Source organism: Amorphoplanes digitatis (assembly GCF_014205335.1).
GTDB lineage: Bacteria > Actinomycetota > Actinomycetes > Mycobacteriales > Micromonosporaceae > Actinoplanes > Actinoplanes digitatus.
On record NZ_JACHNH010000001.1, the window covers coordinates 4,875,918 to 4,893,718 of the forward strand.

Here is a 17,801-nt window from a genome sequence, read left to right on the forward strand (position 1 = left end):
TGCGTCTCACCTCTATCTTTCGAAAACCCCTCGATAGATGTCCTTGATGTTCCAGTGCCCGGGGGTCGGCACCGGCTCATTGACCATCGGTACGTCCAGCACCGCCGGACGGCGTCGCTGGATCGCGGTGCGCAGCGCGGCGCCGAGCTCGTCCGGTTCCGCGATGAGATGGCCGTCCGCGCCGCAGGCCCGGCCGTACGCGGCGAAGTCCGGGCTGTACGGCCGCCCGTCCGGGTCGACGAAGTCGCAGCCGTAGCTGCGGCCGAAGTAGGTCGACTGGAGGTCGGAGATGGTGCCGTGCGCCCGGTTGTTCATCACCAGGAAGATCACCGGCAGGCCCCGCTCGACCGCCATCGGCACGGCCGGCAGCTGCGCGCTCATCCCGCCGTCGCCGACGAGCGCGACCACCACCCGGTCGGGCTGGGCGAGCTGCACGCCCAGCGCGGCGGCCGGTCCGAAGCCCATTGTGGACGCGCCGCCGGGCGTGATGAACCGGCCTTGCGCGGGCAGCGGGTAGCACTGCGCGACGCCGTTCTTGTTCCAGCCGACGTCGGTGACCAGCACCGCGTCGGCCGGCAGCGCGGCGCGCAGGTCGGCGAGGATCCGCTCGGGGCGCAGCGGGAACGCGTCGCTGCGGCCGCGCTCCGCGCTGGCCGCGAACAGCTCCGTGCGGGCCTTGTGAATCCGCTCGCGCAGGTCGGGCCGGGAGACCCGGTCCGGGTGCCGGCGGCGGACGGCGCCGGCGATCGCGGGTACGGCGATCGCGGCGTCGGCCACCACCCCGATCTCGACCGGGTAGTTGCGGCCGATCTCGGCCGGGTCGATGTCGATCTGGATCAGGCGCGAGGGCGGGAAGTTCCACGTGTACGCCGGATCCCACGAGCTCGCGTCGGTCTCGGCGAACCGGGTCGCGATGGCCAGCACCACGTCGGCGTCGCGGGCGTAGTCGTTGGTGACCTCGAGGCCCCAGAAGCCGGTCATGCCCAGGACCAGGGGGTGCTCGTCGGGCAGCGCGCCCTTGGCCATCAGCGAGTGCGCGACCGGGATGTCGAGGTGCTCGGCCAGGTCAAGCAGCGCCCGCCGGCCCGCGTCGCCGCCCAGGCCGCCGCCGAGGTAGATCAGCGGGCGCTCGGCCCCGGTCAGCAGCGCGGCGATCCGGTCCGCGTCGGCCTCCGTCAGCCCGGGCCGGGTGGCGTGGCCGACGAGCGGGTACGCCCCGGCGCTGTCGGCGGGCAGCGGCCGGGAGAAGAGGTCCATCGGCACGTTGAGCAGGACCGCGCCCGGCCTGCCCGAGGTGGCCGTCCAGAAGGCGCGCTCGGTGAACCGGGGCAGGTCCTCGGCCCGGCGCACGTGCCAGGCGCGCTTGACGAACGGGCGGTAGACGGCCGTCTGGTCCGCGTCGGCGTGGAGGTTGATCTCCTGATGCGGGTGCCGACCGTGCATATAGGACGGGATGTCACCGGCGATGGCGACCAGCGGCACCGAGTCCAGTGCGGCCGTCGCCACGCCGGTCACCGCGTTCAGCATGCCGGGGCCGACGTGCGTCAGCAGCACGCCGGGCCGGCCGGTGGCGCGGGCGTACCCGTCCGCGGCGTGCGCGGCGGTCTGCTCGTGGCGGGCGATGACGAACTCGATGCCGCTGCGGCCGATGGCGTCCAGCAGGGCGATGTTGGTGTGCCCGCAGGTGCCGAAGACGTATTCGACGCCGTACGACTCGAGCTGCCGTACCAGCGCGTCCGCGGCGGTGCCGTTGCCCTCGCTCATGTCTCTCCCCAGACGGACATCCCGCGCAGCAGCAGGGTCTTGACCACGGTGAATTCGTCGATCATGTGCCGCGGTGACTCGCGGCCGAAGCCGGAGTCCTTGACGCCGCCGAACGGCACGTGGTCGAGCCGGAAGTTGGACGAGCCGTTGACGATCAGGCCGCCGACCTCGAGCTCACGCCAGGCCGTGACAATCCGGCCGATGTCGCGGGTGAACAGGCCGGCCTGCAGGCCGTACCGGCTGGTGTTGCACGCCGCGAGCACGGCGTCGAAGGAGTCGTACGGCAGCACCGAGACCAGCGCGCCGAAGACCTCCCGGGTGACCACGTCGGCGTCCTCGCGCGGGCCGGCGACCACTGTCGGCGCGACCGTCGCGCCGTCGCGGGTGCCGCCGAGGGTGACGACCGCCCCGCCGGCGGCGGCCGCGGCGGCCCAGCCGACGACGCGCTCGGCGGCCCGCTCGTCCACCATCGTGCCGACGTCGGTGTCCGGGTCCAGCGGGTCGCCGACCCGCAGCGCGGCCACCTCGGCGGTGAACGCCGCCAGGAACTCGTCGTAGCGCGTGCGGTGCACGTAGACCCGCTGCACCGAGATGCAGCTCTGCCCGGAGTTGGTGTAGCCGGTGCGGGCGCAGACCCGGGCGGCCGCCGCGATGTCCGCGTCCTCGCAGACGATGGTGGCGGCGTTTCCACCCAACTCGAGGACGAGGCGCTTGGCGCCGGCCGCCCGGGCGACGGCGTCGCCGGTGGCGGCGCTGCCGGTGAAGCTGATGACACCGATCTCCGGTGCCGCGCAGAGCGCCGCGCCGATCTCTCCACCGCCGTGCAGCAGCTGCACCGCCTCGACCGGCGCGCCCGCCTCGAGCAGCAGGGCGACGAGCGCCGCGGTGACCGCGGGCGCCTGCGGCGGCGCCTTGACGATCGTGGTGTTCCCGGCGGCGAACGCGGCGCCGAGCTTGTGTGCGAGCAGGTTGGCCGGCGCGTTGAACGGGGTGATGGCCAGCGCCACCCCGACCGGGGCGCGGTAGGTGACGGCGGTGTTGCCGACGCCGCGCGCCCAGCCGGCGACCGGGAGCATGTCGCCGCCGATCCGGCGGGCCTCGGCGGCGCAGACCGCGAACGTGTCGGCCACCCGGTCGAGCTCGCCGAGCCCGTCGCGCACCGGCTTGCCCAGTTCGAGGGCGATCAGGGCGGCGAAGTCCTCGCGGCGCGCCGAGGCCAGCCGTGCCGCGTTCTCCAGGATCGCGGCCCGCGTGGCGGGGGCCGCCCTTCCGACCGTTCTGGTGTTGCGGTGGGCGTAGTGAACCGCTGCGTGGACCTCGGAGATGGTCGCGGTCCGTGCCCTGCTGACCACCGTCCGGGTGTACGGGCCGATCCGCTCCGCGGTGCTCCCCTCGGTGATCCAAGCGCCTGCGAGCAGCGCGGGAGCGGGGGCGACGGCGCCGGGTACCGCTGCCTTGAGTATCGGGTCGAGCATCGGCGGACACCTCCTCGGGCCGATCTTTTGGATGGACCATCAGGCGGTCTATTGGACCACTGTGCGGACTAGGTGTAACGTACGGGCGACCGCTGCTTCCTGGCAATAGGGCGGGTCGGAAAAGTTACCGCCCGATGAACGGGGTAGCCGGGCGGCAGAATCGGGCTGCCCGTGAATCGTGTCGGCGCCGCGTCGGGCGCCAGGAAGTGAGGAACCGTGCAGCCCACCGAGACCCGGCCGGCCGAGACGGGGCCGGAGACACAGGGCGTGCGCAGCGTGCAGCGCGCGCTGGACATCCTGTCGCTGCTCACCGAGGAACGGCCGCTGATCACCATCCGGGACGCCGTGGCGGCCACCGGACTCGCCAAGACGACAGTGATCCGTCTTATCCAGACCCTGGAGCAGATCGGCCTGCTCTGGGCGACGAGCACCGGCTACATGGCCGGGCCCGGGCTCTGGCGCTGGGCGCACCTCGCGCGCAGCAGCTGGGAGCTGCCGCCCGAGACCAAGCGGATGATGCGCGACCTCGCCGCCCGCGACCGGGAGACGGTAAACGTCTACGTCGCGCGCGACATCGTCCGGGTCTGCATCGCGCAGCAGGAGAGCCCGCAGCCGCTGCGGCACGTCGTGCACATCGGCGACGAGCTGCCGCTCTGGGCCGGCGCGTCCGCCAAGGTGCTGCTGCGCAACGCGAGCCCGGGCCTGCTCGCCCGGGTCGCGCGCTCCTCCCCGTACGGCGAGGGCCACGTCCGCCGCCTGCGGGAGTGGATCGACGAGGCCGCCCTGCGCGGTCACGCGGTCAGCCACGGCGAGCGCGAGGAGGGCCTGACCGCGGTCGCGGTGCCGATCCTCGGCCGCTCCGGCACGGCGGTGGCGGCGCTGAGCCTGAGCGGGCCGACCCTGCGCTTCACCGACGAACGGATCGACACCTTCGCGCGCGACCTGAAGGAGGTGGCCCAGCGGATGGCCGAGCGCGGCTTCGACCACCCGCTCGGCTCGTCGTTCTGATCGCCGCACCTCGCGGAAGGAACCATGCGCATGCACGAGCGACCACTGTCCGGTGTCCGGGTGCTCGACCTGACCAACGTGCTCGCCGGGCCGTACTGCAGCTATCACCTGATGCTGCTCGGCGCGGAGGTGGTCAAGGTGGAGCTGCCCGGTCAGGGCGACCTGGCCCGGCGCCTCGGCCCGGACCCGGCGCTGAACGCCGCCGGGCTCGGCGCCTCCTTCCTCGCGCAGAACGCCGGGAAGAAGTCGATCGAGCTGGACCTCAAGGACGACGCGGGCCGGGAGGCCTTCGCCGAGCTGGTCCGCGGCGCCGACGTGCTGCTGGAGAACTTCCGCGCGGGTGTGCTCGCCCGGCTCGGCTACGACCCCGAGCGGCTGCGGGAGCTGAACCCGGGGCTGATCTACTGCGCGATCACCGGCTTCGGCCAGCGGGGCCCGATGAGCCAGGCGCCCGCCTACGACCAGATCATCCAGGGGCTGTCCGGGATGATGAGCATCACCGGTACGCCCGAGTCGGCACCGCTGCGCGTCGGCTTCCCGATCTGCGACACCGTCGGCGGCCTGACCGCGGCGCTGGCCATCTGCGCCGCGCTCGCCGGGCGCGGGCGCGACGGGCAGGGCCGCTTCCTCGACGTGTCCATGCTGGAGGCCTCCGTCTCCGCGATGGGCTGGGCGGTCTCCAACTACCTGGTGAGCGGCATCGCGCCGGAGCCGACGGGCGATCAAAACGCCACCGCCGCGCCGTCGGGGACCTTCGACGCCGCCGACGGTCCGCTCAACATCGCCGCGAACCGCCAGGAGCAGTTCGAGACGCTGTGCGCCCTGATCGGGCGCCCCGGGCTGTGCGCCGATCCGCGGTTCGCCGACCGCGAGTCGCGCAAGGAGCATCGCGACGCGCTGAACCGCGAGATCAACGACGCGCTGGCGGCGCGCCCCGCGTCCGACTGGGAACGGATCCTCGCCGCAGCGGGCGTGCCCGCCGCCCGCATACTCACCGTGCCGCAGGCGATCGAGTCCGCGCAGGCGGCGGGCCGCGGGTTCATCAGCGAGCTGCCGTTCCCCGAGGGCGCGGCCGCCCCCGGCGCCCTGCGGGTGACCGGCAACGGCGTGCAGTTCGACGGGGAACAGTTCGGCCCGCCCGCGCCGCCGCCAACGCTGGGCGAGCACAACGCCGACCTGCCCGGCCTGCTGACCCGGTGGCGCGCGGCGGCCGGAGCGCCGCGATGACCGCCGACCGCACCCGCGACGAGGTCGCCGGCTGGTGGGCGACGGCGGTCAGCCGCATCGAGCCCGGCGTCATCGAGCTGCGCGGCCACCCGGTGCAGGACCTCATCGGCACGACCGGGCTGACCGACATGATCTGGCTGATGCTGCGCGGCGACCTCCCGGCGCCCCGCGAGTCCGCCCTGCTGGAGGCCGCCCTGGTCGCCGGGGTGGACCATGGACCGCAGGCGCCCTCGATCGCGATCGCCCGGATGGCGGCCACCTGCGGGGTCGGGCTGAACAACGCCGTCGCCACCGGGGTCAACGTGCTGGGCGACGTGCACGGCGGCGCCGGCGAGCAGTGCGTCGCGCTGCTCGACGAGATCTGCGACACCGGCGACGCCGCCGCGACGGTCGCCCGGTGGCGGGCCCGCTCGCCCTACCTGCCCGGCTTCGGGCACCGCTTCCACCCGGTCGACCCGCGCCGGGCGCCGCTGCTGGCGCTCGTGGACGACGCGGTACGCGACGGCGTCGTCGCCGGCCGGCACCTCGCCGCCGCCCGCGCGATCGAGGAGCTGCTCAACGCCCGGGCCGGCCGGCACGTGCCGATGAACATCGACGGCGCCACCGCGGTCATCTACGCCGAGCTCGGCTTCGCGGCGCCGCTGGCCCGCGGCCTGTTCGTGCTCAGCCGCAGCGTCGGCATCCTGGCACACGCGTGGGAGGAGACCCAGCAGGGCCGCCGGATCAAGGGACCCATCCCGCCGTCGATCCTGCCCGCACACCTCGGGCCGGGCGCGGGCTGAACGGCGCCGGGGGCTAGGCACGGGCGCCCCCGTCGGTCAGCGCCGGGGGCGCGGTCAGGTCCGCGAAGTGCCGCAGCATCCGGCCGACCTCCGGCGGGCGGCCGGTGAACAGCCGGAACGCCTCGGCGGCCTGATGGACGACCATGCCGCCGCCGTCGAGCGTGCGGCAGCCGGCCGCCCGCGCCGCGCGCAGCAGGCCGGTCTCCAGCGGCCGGTAGATGACGTCGGCGACCCAGCACCGCGGCCGGAGCAGCTCGGCCGGCACGGGCAGGCCGAGGTGGTCCTCCATGCCGACCGGGGTCGCGTTGATCAGGCCGTCGGCGCCGGCCAGCAGCTCGGCGACCCGCTCGACGCCGGCGCCGTCGGCGGGGGTGCCGGCCGCGCGCAGCGACCCGGCCAGCCGGCGCGCGCGGTCCGGGTCGGCGTCGATGACGGTGAGGTGGCCGGCGCCGAGCCCGGCCATCGCGTGCGCCACCGCCGCGCCCGCGCCACCCGCGCCGATCAGGGCCACCCGGCCGATCGCCGCGCCGGGCAGCCCGCGCCGGAAGCTCTCGGCGAATCCGTGCCGGTCGGTGTTGTGCCCGATCGAACGGCCCCCGGCGAAGACGACGGTGTTGACCGCGCCGAGCTCCGCCGCCTCGGGCGAGAGCTCGTCGAGGTGCTCGAGGACCTCCTGCTTGCACGGGTGGGTGACGTTCAGGCCGCGGAAGCCGAGCTGCCGAGCGGTGCGGACGAGGTCGCCGACGTCGGCGGCCGCCAGGCCGAGCGCGGCGATGTCGATCAGCTGGTAGATGTAGCGCAGCCCCTGGTCGTCGGCCTCCCGCTCGTGCAGCGACGGGCTCAGCGAGGTGCCGATGCCGGCGCCGATCAGCCCGACGATGAAGTGGCCGTCCGCACCGTCCACCGCGTGACCTCCACCACTAATGTACGAACCGGTACGTTAGTTATCGGCCCTCGACCGATCGATGTCAAGGGCCGTGTGCGAACCTTGCCGAGCGCTCGAAACGCACCGCGAAGGAGCCAGATGGAAGCGACACGCGCACCGTCCGACAACCCGGAACGCCGCCGCGACGCGGAACGCACCCGCGCGGAGATCCTGGCCGTGGCCACCGCGGAGTTCGCCGATCGCGGCTACGACGGCGCCCGGGTGGACGAGATCGCGGACCGCACCCGCACCACCAAGCGGATGATCTACTACTACTTCGGCGGCAAGCGGCAGTTGTACGTCGAGGCCCTCGAGCAGGCGTACGCCCGGATCCGCGCCGCGGAGCAGCAGGTCAACGTCGACCACCTGGAGCCGGCCGCGGCGATCCGGCGGCTGGCCGAGGTGACCTTCGACCACCACGAGGCCAACCCGGACTTCATCCGCCTGGTCAGCATCGAGAACATCCACCGCGGCGAGCACATCGCGCGGCTGCCGGACCTGATCGACCTCAACACCCCGGCCGTACGGCTACTGACCGACCTGCTGCGGCGCGGCCAGGAGCAGGGCGTCTTCCGCACCGACGTGGACGCCGTCGACGTGCACATGACGATCAGCGCGTTCTGCTTCTTCCGGGTCGCCAACCAGTACACGTTCGGCACGATCTTCGGTCGCGACCTGCTCGACCCGGGCCGGCGCGAGCACTACCGCACGATGCTCGGCGACATGGTCGTCGCCCACCTCACCGCCGTCGGCTGAGCGCGGCGCGGCCTCAGACCACGGACCGGCGGGCCCGCTCCCGGGCCTTGGCGATCGCCGGCATCGGCGAGCGCAGCCACTGCTCGTCGTCGACGGCGGCGACGACGATCTCCTGGCGCGAGGTGGGCAGCAGCGTCGAGTAGGACTTCTCGTCGCCGACCCGCAGCTCGGGGTCGCGCGGCGCGCCGCGGTAGGGGCCCATCTCGGCGTGCGAGACCGCGCCGGCCACCCCGCCGAGGAAGCCGAACCGGCGGCTCAGTCGCTGCATGAACGTCGAACGGCGCTCCGGGGTGGTCATCGGCACATCGTACCGCCGGGCGGCCATGGCTATCATCGCGCGATGAGCACCTCGCGCCGGCCCTCGCCGGGGCTGCTCGCGGCGCTGGCCGCGGGCGGCCTCCTGCTGGCCGTGCCGGCGGCGGGATCGGGCACGCCGCCGACGGCCCTGGTGTCCGCGGCCGCCGCCTGGCCGCAGGCGCAGCGCGGCACCGTGCAGCCGAAGCTGGCCGACGGCACCGAGTACCGGCCGGGGATCTTCCTCGACGCCCGCACCTCGGTCGGCACCGCCGAGACCCCGGACGGCCGGTTCCTGCGCCTGGTCCTGCTCGGCGCCGACGATTCCGTACGCGAGCTGCGGCGCCTGCCCCGGCAGGGGCACCCGTCGTTCCAGACCTTCGCCGTCGCCGGCGACGACCTCGTCTGGGTCGAGGGCAGGGCCGGCGGCCCTCCGGCGCTGTGGGCGGCCGGCCTGCGCGGCGGCCCCGCCCGGCTGCTCTGCGGCGACGTCGGCCGCGCCACGTTCTACCAGTCGCAGTACGACCTGGTCGTCGACGGCGGCCGGGTCTACTGGGCCGCCGCCGGCGCCGCGGACACCACCGAGGTCCGCTCGGTCGCCCTGACCGGCGGGCCGGTGCAGAGCCGGCCGCAGGCGGGCACGTGGAAGCTGTCGGCGTTCCCGTGGCTTGTCGACGGCGTCAACCAGGCGGCCGGCGCGACCCGGCTGCGCGACCTGACCACCGGGCGCGAGGTCGCGGTGGCGCGGGCCGGCGAGCGCGCGACGACGGCCTGCGGCCCGGTGTGGTGCCGGGTGGCGGCCCTCGCCGAGGACGGCACCAACCGGATCGAGCTGATGCACCCCGACGGCAGCGGCCACGCGCGCATCGCGGGTGACTCGGCGTCCACCGTCATCACCGACGTGGCGCCGCTCGACCGCTTCGAGGTCCTCGCCCAGCTCGGGCCGAACTCGGAGCTCACCGGCAACAACCAGCTCGTCGCCTACGAGCTGGCCACCCGGCAGACCGTCGAGATCAGCCCGGACGCCGGCTCGGTGTCGTACCGCTACGGCGTGCTCTGGTGGACGACCGGGAACCTCGACGGCGTCGTCTGGCACTCGCTCGACCTGCGGTCCATTTAGGACTCCGTATCCGGCGTGCCGGGGCTACGCTGACGGCCATGCCGAACGCCATCGCTGACCTGCTGTTCACCGGCGGCCCCGTGCTGACCGGCGAGACCACCGGGCGCGCCACCGCGCTCGCCGTGCGCGAGGGCCGGATCCTGGCCGTCGGCGGCGACGAGCTGTCCGAGCTCGCCGGGCCCGGTACCGAGGTCGTCGACCTGCGCGGGCGGCTGCTGCTGCCCGGCTTCCAGGACGCGCACTGCCACGCGGTGGCCGGCGGCATCGAGCTGGGCCAGTGCGATCTCACCGGCACCACCGGCGTGCAGGAGTACCTCGACCGGATCGCCGCGTACGCGACGGCGAACCCCGACGCGCCCTGGATCTCCGGCAGCGGCTGGTCGATGGAGAGCTTCCCCGGCGGCACGCCGTCGCGGGCCCTGCTCGACCGGATCGTCGCGGACCGGCCGGTGTTCCTGACCAACCGCGACCACCACGGCGCCTGGGTCAACAGCCGCGCGCTGAAGCTGGCCGGCATCGACGCGGACACCCCGGACCCGGCGGACGGGCGGATCGACCGCGAGCCCGGCGGCGCGCCGAGCGGCGGGCTCCAGGAGGGCGCGATGTCACTGGTCGCCGGCCTGATCCCGGAGGTGACCCGGGCGGACCGGCTCGCCGGGCTGCTGCGCGCCCAGCGCCTGATGCACTCGCTGGGCATCACCGCCTGGCAGGACGCGATGCTGTGCGCCTCCAACGGCTACCCCGACATCTCCGACGCCTACTTCGCCGCGGCGCACGACGGGTCGCTGATCTCCGCGGTCGCCGGGGCGCTGTGGTGGGACCGGGACCGCGGCGCCGACCAGATACCGGAGCTGGAGGAGAAGCGGGAGCGGTTCACCGTCGGCCGGCTGCGCAGCGGGACGGTGAAGTTCATGCTCGACGGCGTCGCGGAGAACTTCACCGCCGCGATGACCGTGCCCTACCGGGACGCGCACGGCCACCCGACGACCAACCACGGGCTCTCCTTCATCGACCCGGCGGCGCTGCCCGAATACGTCGCCGCGCTGGACGCGCTGGGCTTCCAGGCGCACTTCCACGCGCTCGGCGACCGCGCCGTGCGCGACGCGCTCGACGCCGTCGCCGCCGCCCGCGCCGCCAACGGATTCCGCGACACCCGGCCGCACCTGGCACACCTCCAGGTCGTGCACCCCGACGACGTGCCGCGCTTCCGCGCCCTCGGCGCGACCGCGAACATCCAGCCGCTCTGGGCCGCGCACGAGCCGCAGATGGACGAGCTGACCCTGCCGTTCCTCGAGCCGGGCCCGGCCGGGTGGCAGTACCCGTTCGGCGACCTCGAGCGGGCCGGCGCGAGCCTGGCGGCCGGCAGCGACTGGCCGGTCAGCAGCCCCGACCCGATGCGCGGCATCCACGTCGCGGTCAACCGGGCGCACGTCGGCGGCGACCTGCCCCCGTTCCTGCCCCATCAGCGGCTCACCCTTGGCGCGGCGCTGGCCGCGTACACCGCGGGCTCGGCACACGTGAACCATCTCGACGACACCGGGCACCTGCGGCCCGGCTACCGCGCCGACCTCGTGGTGCTCGACCGCGACCCGTTCGGCGCGCCGCCCGAGGAGATCGGCGAGTCAACGGTCGACCTCACCTACATCGACGGCGTCCGGGTGTACGCGGCGACCGCCGCCTGAGATCCGCACGGCGTCGCGGGGCGCGGTGTCCGCCGCGCCCCGCGACCGGTGACCCGCCGGGCTGGGCTACCCGACGCGGCAGGACAGGGAGGGCCAGGCCCAGTTGCCGCCGTGCTGGACGGTGAAGCCGAACGTGTTGCCGTTGCCGTTGGGTCGCGCGGTCATCACGGTGGCGCTGCTCCAGCTGACCGACGCGTTCCAGGTTGCGATGATCTTCTGGGGTGACTGGAGCGTGACCGTCACGACCCAGTTGTTGGTGCCGGAGACCGTCACCTGGCCGTTGAAGCGGTCGCTCCACTTCTGGCCCTCGGCGTAGGTCGTCGTGCAGGTGCCGCCGGGCGGCGGGGTGGTCGGGCCCGTCGTCGGCGGGGTGCCGTCGGGCGCGACGGCCCGGCCGGTCGACGGCGAGATCATGCCGGCGCAGAGGCCGCGGTTGCGCAGGCCGGCGGCGATCTGCGGGATCGCGGCGACGGTGGTCGCGTACTGATCGTGCATGAGGATGGTCTGTCCGTTGGAGAGGGTGGACGCGGCCTGCACGATCTGCGCGGTGCTCGCGCCGTTCCAGTCCTGCGAGTCGACGTCCCAGGTCAGCGTCCGCAGGCCGAGGGCGGAGGCCGCCGACTGGAGCGTCGCGTTCGTCTCACCGTACGGCGGGCGGAACAGCTTCGGGGTGCCGCCGCCGCCGTTCTGGATGGCGGTCTGTGTCCGGGACAGCTCGGAGGACATCTGCGCCTGGCTCAGGGTGAGCATGTGCGGGTGGGTGTAGCTGTGGTTGCCGATCCACATGCCGGCGCTCGCCTGGGCGGAGACCAGGCCGGGGTTGGCGGCGGCGTTCTGGCCCACGTTGAACATCGTGGCCCGCACGCCCGCCGAGCGCAGCGCGTTGAGCAGGTTCGTGGTGTTCGACGGGTTGGGACCGTCGTCGTAGGTCAGCCCGACGTAGCCGTTGGCGCAGTCGGCCGCCGCGTCGGCCGAGGAGGTCACGGCCAGCACGCCGGCCGCGGTCAGGACACCGACCGCGCCGGCCAGTCCCGCGCTGAGCAGTCTGTTCCGCCGCCGTCCGGCAGGTTTTCCGATCATGTGGTCACCTTCTCGGGAGATAGGTGGGAGCGATAGACGTCCGTCACTCCCCTCATTGTTGAGAAGTGATGACGCCACAGTCAACAGTGAATTTCCGGAAGTTTTCCGGTACGTATCGAGCCCACTCAGGACCGCTACGACCAGCGCAGTTCCGAGTCGAATGATCGCTATCCCGGCAGCGGCAGGCAGAATTACCGAAACTTCCGGAGCCCGGTTCAGGCGACTGCCGCGCGGATGGCGTCCGCGACCACCTCGGCGGTGACCGCCCGCAGCAAGTCGAGGTCCGCCTCCGCGCCGGCCTCGCCGGTGGCGAGCGCGACCACCGCGTCACCGTCGTAACGCGAGTGGGCCGGGTGCAGGCTCCGCGCGAAGCCGGTGTGCCCGCTCTGCGCGAGCAGGAAGCAGTCGGACTTGGACAGCCGCGCGTCGGTCAGCACCACGGCGACGGTGGTGTTCTCCATGCCGGACGCGGCCACCGGGCGCGCGGAACCGGCACCGCCACCGAAGAGTGGCTCCCCGTCGCGGCCGAGCACGTCGCCCCAGGCGTTGACCACGACGACCGCCGCGACCCGCACGCCGCCCGCGTCGCGCTGCGCCCGGCCCACGCCACCCGGGTCCGAGCGGCCACGCCACTTGCCCGTCGACGCGCCGGCACCCGCGCCCACCCGGCCGACGGCCAGGTCCCCGCCGGCCAGGGCCGCGAGCGCCGCCGCCCGGCCGGCCTGCGCGCCCGGCGGGCCGGTACGCACCGAACGGTCGAAGATGGACATGCCGACCACGATCGGCACGGGACCGGCCGGGGTCGGGAAGCCCGCACCGCGCTCGCGCAGCAGGGCCATCACGCCGTCGGCCGCGCTGAGCCCGAACGCCGAGCCGCCCGACAGGACGACGGCGTCGACGCGGTCGACCAGCCGGACCGGGTCGAGCAGGGCGAACTCACGGGTCGCCGGCGCGCCGCCGCGCACCTCACCGGAGCCGACGGTGCCGGCCGGCGGCAGGATCACCGTCACCCCGGTGCCGTCGCCGGTCCAGTGCCCGGCAGGGACCGGAAACAGCTGCGCGGGGCTCATCGGCCCATTCTCCGCGTTCGGAGCCGCCGGCGCCGCGGATGGGTCGGTGACGGGAACCCGACCGACACCCAGCCGCCGCCCCCGGTGGTCCGAAGCCCTTCCGCAAGCACCCCATCGGGAGGACAGAGATGACCACGCAACCGCTGCACAAGAGGCGCAGAGTCGCGGCGGCAATCGCCGCGGCCGGCACCGTCCTCGTCGGCTCCCTAGCCGGCCTGGGCCCCTCGGCGTCGGTGGCCTCCAGCCACCGCGAGGCCCCGCTGATCGCCAGCGACCCGGCCGCCGACAACACCGACCTGTACGCCTTCGTCAGCCCCGAACGCCCCGGCTACGTCAACCTCATCGCCAACTGGATCCCGTTCGAGGAACCGGACGGGGGCCCGAACTTCTACCCGTTCGCCACCGACGCCGCCTACAACATCAACGTGGACAGCGACGGCGACGCCAAGGCCGACGCGGTGTTCCGCTGGACGTTCAAGAACGTCGACAAGCGCGGCGGCAACACCTTCCTGTACAACAACGGCCCGGTCACCTCGTTCAACGACAAGAACCTGCTGTTCAAGCAGACCTACACGCTGGAGTCGTCGTTCGGCGGCGCGCCGTTCAAGACCCGGATCAAGGACGCGCCCGTCGCGCCGTCGCGGATCGGCGCCGCGTCGATGCCGGACTACCAGAAGCTGCGCGACGAGGCCACCGTCCAGCTGCAGGGCGGCTGGAAGCTCTTCGCCGGCCAGGCCGACGACCCGTTCTTCCTCGACCTGGAGGTCTTCGACCTGCTGTACGGCGGTGACCTGAGCGAGACCGGCAACGACACGCTCGCCGGCTACAACGTCAACACCCTGGCGCTGCAGGTGCCGTTCAAGGACGTGGCGCTGGGCGGCGACGCCAAGCGCAACCCGGTGATCGGCGTCTGGACCACCACCGACCGCAACCGGGTACAGGTGACGGGTCAGAGCAACCCGAAGCTCACCGACGACCGCGTGCAGGTGTCGCGCCTGGGCAACCCGCTGGTCAACGAGGTGGTCGTGCCGGCGAACCTGAAGGACGCCTTCAATTCGATCTCGCCCGACAAGGACGCCGGCATCCCGGCCGTCGTCAAGCGGGTCACCGACCCCGAGCTGCCGAAGCTGATCGAGGGCATCTACGGCGTACCCGCGCCGGCCACCCCGCGCAACGACCTGGTCGAGATCTTCCTGACCGGTATCACCACCAAGGCCGGCGGCCCCATCAAGGCCGACCTGAACTCGCAGCTCAACAACAAGGACGTCGACCCGAAGCGGTTCCGCCCCTCGGAGATGCTGCGGCTCAACCTGGGCGTCCCGGTCACGGCCCAGCCGAAGCGGCTCGGCGTGCTCGCCGGTGACCTGCAGGGCTTCCCGAACGGGCGGCGACTGGGCGACGACGCGCTCGACATCGCCTTGCAGGCCGTCGAGGGTGCCGCGCAGACCGGCAAGCTGGTCGACGCGCTCGCCGCGGGCGACAAGGTCGACAGCAACGACAACGCCTTCGGCGGCGTCTTCCCGTACGTCGCGCTGCCGAACCAGGGCGCCGTCAACGCCCGCGCCGGCAACACCGCCGCCGCACCCGCGGCGCTGTCCGGCAGCGGCCCGGCGATCGAGAAGCCGGCGCCGGCGCTGAGCCCCGCCTCGGCGCAGGCCTCGGACGACCGCGGGATCTCCGCGCTGGTCCTGGCGTCCGTGATCGGCGGAGGCGCCGTGCTGGCGCTGCTCACCGCGTCGTGGATGTGGCGCCGCCGGCGGGTCGTCCCGTCACACGGCGACGACACCCTCGTCCTCTGACCGACACCGACTGCGGGGCGCGCCCACCCGGGCGCGCCCCGCACGGAAGGGAAGCTCCCATGCGTCATCCAGTTCGGACGGTCCTGGTGGTGTCCGTCTCCGCGCTCGCCCTGCTCGCCACCGGCGCCGTCTTCGGCCTGCGGGAGCAGCCCGCCCCGGCACCGGCCGCCGCGCCCGCCCGGGTGCACACCGACCGTCTCGCCGACAGCATCGCCCGCGCACAGGACCGGCTCCGCACGCTGCCCCGCGACCACGAGACGTGGGCCGCGCTCGGGCTCGCCTACGTCGAGCAGGCCCGGATCACCGCGGACCCCGGCCTGTACCCGAAGGCCGAGGGCGCGCTGCGCCGCTCGCTCGCGGTGCGCGGCAAGGACAACCCGGCGGCGCTGGCCGGCCTCGGCGCCCTCGCCAACGCCCGCCACGACTTCGCCGCCGCGCGCACGTTCGCCACTGACGCGCTGCGCGACAACCCCTACGACGCCTCCGCGTACGGCGTGCTGGCCGACGCGCACACCCAGCTCGGCGACGCGGCCGCCGCGACCGCCGCCGTCCAGCGCATGCTCGACCTGCGGCCCGGCCTGGCCGCATACGCCCGCGCCTCGTACGACCTGGAGCAGCGCGGCCGGCTCACCGAGGCGCGCGACCTGATGCGGCGGGCCCTGTACGCCGCCGTCGACCCCGCCGACATCGCGTTCTGCCGCGCCCAGCTCGGCGACCTGGCCCTCTTCTCCGGCGACCTGCCGGGCGCCACTGCCGAGTACACCGCCGGCCTCGCCGCGGACCCCGGGTACCAGCCGCTGCTGCGCGGCCGGGCCCGCGTCGCCGCCGCCGCGGGCGACCCGGCCGCGGCCCTCGCCGACGCCGCGGCCGTCGCGGCCCGCACGCCGACACCGGACACCCTGATGGAGTACGCCGAGCTGCTGCGCCTCGCCGGGCGTACCGCCGAGGCCGGCCGGCAGCTGACCCTCGCCGGCGCCGCGCACCGGATCTTCGTGGCCAACGGCGGCCGCGACGACCTGACCGCGGCGCTGCTCGCGCTCGCCGCCGGCGACGCGGACGCCGCGGTGACGGCCGCCCGGGCCGAGTGGAAGCGCCGCCCGTTCGCCGAGGTCGCCGACGTGCTGGGCCGGGCACTGCACGCCGCCGGCCGCGACGCCGAGGCCCTGCCGTACGCCCGCCGCGCCGCCGAGCTCGGCCCCCGCAACGCCTCGTACGCCTACCACCTCGCGATCGTGTCGCTGAGCGCCGGCGACCGCGCGAAGGCCCGCGCGGAGCTGGTGCGGGTCCGCGACCTCAACCCCTACTTCTCCCCCGCCGACGGCCCGACGGCCGCCCGGGCGCTGTCCGCATTGGAGGCTCGGCCGTGAGACGTCCGCTGGTGATCCTCGTGCTCGCGATTCTCGGGTTCGTCGCGTGGCCGGCCGCCGCGGCGAGCGCACACCCGCTGGGCAACTTCTCGGTCAACCGCTACGCGGGGCTGACCCTGTACCCCGACCGGGTCGACGCCGTGGTCGTCGCCGACCTCGCGGAGCTGCCGACCCTTCAGGACGCGCCGGCCTCCTGCGACGAGGCCGCGGCCGCGCTGGCCGTGACGGCCGGCGGCACCGGCCTGCGGTGGACCGTCGCGGACTCCTCGCTGGTGTACGCCGACGGCGCGGGCGGGCTGCGGACCAGCCGGCTGGAGTGCCGGCTCTCCGCGCCGGCCGCGCTCGGGCGCTCCACCGAGGTGACGGTGGTCAACTCCTTCCGCGACGACCGGATCGGCTGGCGCGAGCTCGCCGCCGCCGGGTCCGGCATCACGCTCACCGGCTCGTCGCTGCCGACGGCGAGCGTGAGCGACGAGCTGCGGGCGTACCCGAAGGACCTGCTCGCGTCGCCGTCGGACGTGCGCTCGGCCACGTTCACGGCCGCACCCGGCGCGGGCTCGGCGCCGGCGCCCGCAGCGGCGCGGTCGGCGTCCGGCGTCCGCCCGGCCGGGCTGACCGGGCCGCTCGCCGGTGCCGAGCAGTGGCTGGAGGACGCGGTCGGCGGCCGAGAGCTCACCCCGCTGGTCGGCCTGCTGGCGGTGCTGCTGGCGCTCGTGCTGGGCGCCGGCCACGCGGCGCTGCCCGGGCACGGCAAGACGGTGATGGCCGCCTACCTGGCGGGCAGCCGGGGCCGCACGCGCGACGCGGTGGCGGTCGGCGCGACCGTGACGCTGACGCACACGGGCGGGGTGCTGCTGCTCGGGCTGCTGCTCACCACGGTCGCGGGCATAGCCGGTGAGGCGGTGCTGGGCTGGCTCGGCTTCGCCAGCGGCGCGCTGGTCACCGCGATCGGCGCGGGCGCCCTGGCCTCGGCGGTCCGCCGCCGGTTCCGCAAGCCGGCACCGCACGGCGACCACGCGCACGGCCACGACCACAGCCACGGCCACGAGCACGGCCACTCACACGGACATGGGCACGGTCATTCGCATGGGCACGGACACTCGCACTCGCATGATCACGGGCCGGGTAAGTGGGGCATCGCCGGGCTGGGCATCGCCGGCGGGCTGGTGCCGAGCCCGTCCGCGCTGATCGTGCTGCTCGGCGCGGCGGCGCTCGGGCGTACCGTGTTCGGCGTCCTGCTGGTCATCGCCTACGGCCTGGGGATGGCCGCGACCCTGACCGCGGCGGGCCTGCTCCTGATCCGGCTGCGCGACCGCCTCGAGGGCCGCCTGCGGCTCTTCGACCGGTGGCGCTCCGTGGCGCCCTCGGCGACCGCGGCCCTGATCCTCCTGGTCGGGCTCGGCCTGGCCGGACGCGCCCTGGCCACTGTTGCCTGAGGCCGGTCCGGCAGGG

General features: G+C 74.3%; 15 protein-coding genes. 9 read left to right on the plus strand and 6 right to left on the minus strand.

All coding sequences use genetic code 11. The features are described 5' to 3' along the window. Window positions 1-12: 12 nt before the first annotated feature. Together BJ971_RS21345 and BJ971_RS21350 are read right to left on the minus strand one after the other, a co-directional pair. Complete coding sequence (locus tag BJ971_RS21345; protein ID WP_184995004.1) at window positions 13-1,764, minus strand: thiamine pyrophosphate-binding protein; 1,752 nt, start codon at window positions 1,762-1,764, stop codon at window positions 13-15. Then, a complete protein-coding gene (locus BJ971_RS21350) occupies window positions 1,761-3,239 on the minus strand; it encodes an aldehyde dehydrogenase family protein (protein ID WP_184995005.1) in 1,479 nt (492 codons plus the stop codon). Before BJ971_RS21350 ends, BJ971_RS21345 begins: the two co-directional genes overlap by 4 nt. A gap of 216 nt (window positions 3,240-3,455) precedes the next feature. On the opposite strand from BJ971_RS21350, the gene BJ971_RS42205 reads away from it, so the two are divergent. From BJ971_RS42205 to BJ971_RS21365, 3 genes are read left to right on the plus strand one after another with little or no spacing between them, the layout of a single operon-like run. Continuing rightward, window positions 3,456-4,247, plus strand: coding sequence for an IclR family transcriptional regulator (locus tag BJ971_RS42205; RefSeq protein ID WP_203709213.1), 792 nt, complete (start codon window positions 3,456-3,458; stop codon window positions 4,245-4,247). A gap of 30 nt (window positions 4,248-4,277) precedes the next feature. Next, window positions 4,278-5,474 (plus strand): CaiB/BaiF CoA transferase family protein, encoded by a 1,197-nt coding sequence (locus BJ971_RS21360; protein WP_184995006.1) that lies wholly within the window; start codon window positions 4,278-4,280, stop codon window positions 5,472-5,474. After that, complete coding sequence (locus BJ971_RS21365; protein ID WP_184995007.1) at window positions 5,471-6,256, plus strand: citryl-CoA lyase; 786 nt, start codon at window positions 5,471-5,473, stop codon at window positions 6,254-6,256. Before BJ971_RS21360 ends, BJ971_RS21365 begins: the two co-directional genes overlap by 4 nt. A 13-nt stretch (window positions 6,257-6,269) precedes the next feature. Here the strand turns inward: BJ971_RS21365 and BJ971_RS21370 are convergent, their stop codons facing one another. Then, the gene (locus tag BJ971_RS21370; RefSeq protein ID WP_184995008.1) at window positions 6,270-7,160 is read right to left on the minus strand and encodes a shikimate dehydrogenase; all 891 of its coding nucleotides are present in this window, start codon (window positions 7,158-7,160) and stop codon (window positions 6,270-6,272) included. Between the two features lie 120 nt (window positions 7,161-7,280). Between BJ971_RS21370 and BJ971_RS21375 the strand changes: the two genes are divergently transcribed. Then, entirely contained in the window at window positions 7,281-7,937 is a 657-nt protein-coding gene (locus tag BJ971_RS21375; RefSeq protein ID WP_184995009.1) for a TetR/AcrR family transcriptional regulator, read from the plus strand. A 13-nt stretch (window positions 7,938-7,950) separates the two neighbouring features. On the opposite strand, the gene BJ971_RS21380 is transcribed toward BJ971_RS21375, so the two are convergent. Then, window positions 7,951-8,235, minus strand: coding sequence for a hypothetical protein (locus BJ971_RS21380; protein ID WP_184995010.1), 285 nt, complete (start codon window positions 8,233-8,235; stop codon window positions 7,951-7,953). Window positions 8,236-8,277: 42 nt separating this feature from the next. Here BJ971_RS21380 and BJ971_RS21385 point away from each other — a divergent pair, with 42 nt between their 5' ends. Continuing rightward, window positions 8,278-9,351 carry a hypothetical protein gene (locus tag BJ971_RS21385; RefSeq protein WP_184995011.1) on the plus strand — a complete coding sequence of 358 codons (1,074 nt, stop codon included), beginning with the start codon at window positions 8,278-8,280 and terminating at the stop codon, window positions 9,349-9,351. Between the two features lie 38 nt (window positions 9,352-9,389). Then, window positions 9,390-11,033: an amidohydrolase gene (locus tag BJ971_RS21390; RefSeq protein WP_184995012.1), complete on the plus strand. Its 1,644-nt coding sequence runs from the start codon at window positions 9,390-9,392 to the stop codon at window positions 11,031-11,033. Window positions 11,034-11,099: 66 nt separating this feature from the next. Here the strand turns inward: BJ971_RS21390 and BJ971_RS21395 are convergent, their stop codons facing one another. Both BJ971_RS21395 and BJ971_RS21400 read right to left on the minus strand, forming a co-directional pair. Further along, entirely contained in the window at window positions 11,100-12,113 is a 1,014-nt protein-coding gene (locus BJ971_RS21395; protein WP_184995013.1) for a polysaccharide deacetylase family protein, read from the minus strand. A gap of 215 nt (window positions 12,114-12,328) precedes the next feature. Continuing rightward, the gene (locus BJ971_RS21400; protein WP_184995014.1) at window positions 12,329-13,183 is read right to left on the minus strand and encodes a P1 family peptidase; all 855 of its coding nucleotides are present in this window, start codon (window positions 13,181-13,183) and stop codon (window positions 12,329-12,331) included. A 128-nt stretch (window positions 13,184-13,311) separates the two neighbouring features. Between BJ971_RS21400 and BJ971_RS21405 the strand changes: the two genes are divergently transcribed. The 3 genes from BJ971_RS21405 to BJ971_RS42210 are packed head-to-tail and all read left to right on the plus strand — an operon-like array spanning window position 13,312 to window position 17,785. Then, window positions 13,312-14,982: a DUF4331 domain-containing protein gene (locus BJ971_RS21405; RefSeq protein ID WP_184995015.1), complete on the plus strand. Its 1,671-nt coding sequence runs from the start codon at window positions 13,312-13,314 to the stop codon at window positions 14,980-14,982. Window positions 14,983-15,041: 59 nt separating this feature from the next. Further along, window positions 15,042-16,349, plus strand: a complete 1,308-nt coding sequence (locus BJ971_RS21410) for a tetratricopeptide repeat protein (RefSeq protein WP_184995016.1) — start codon at window positions 15,042-15,044, stop codon at window positions 16,347-16,349. After that, window positions 16,346-17,785: an urease accessory protein UreH domain-containing protein gene (locus tag BJ971_RS42210; protein WP_184995017.1), complete on the plus strand. Its 1,440-nt coding sequence runs from the start codon at window positions 16,346-16,348 to the stop codon at window positions 17,783-17,785. The genes BJ971_RS21410 and BJ971_RS42210 overlap by 4 nt, the downstream gene beginning before the upstream one ends. Window positions 17,786-17,801: the final 16 nt, after the last annotated feature.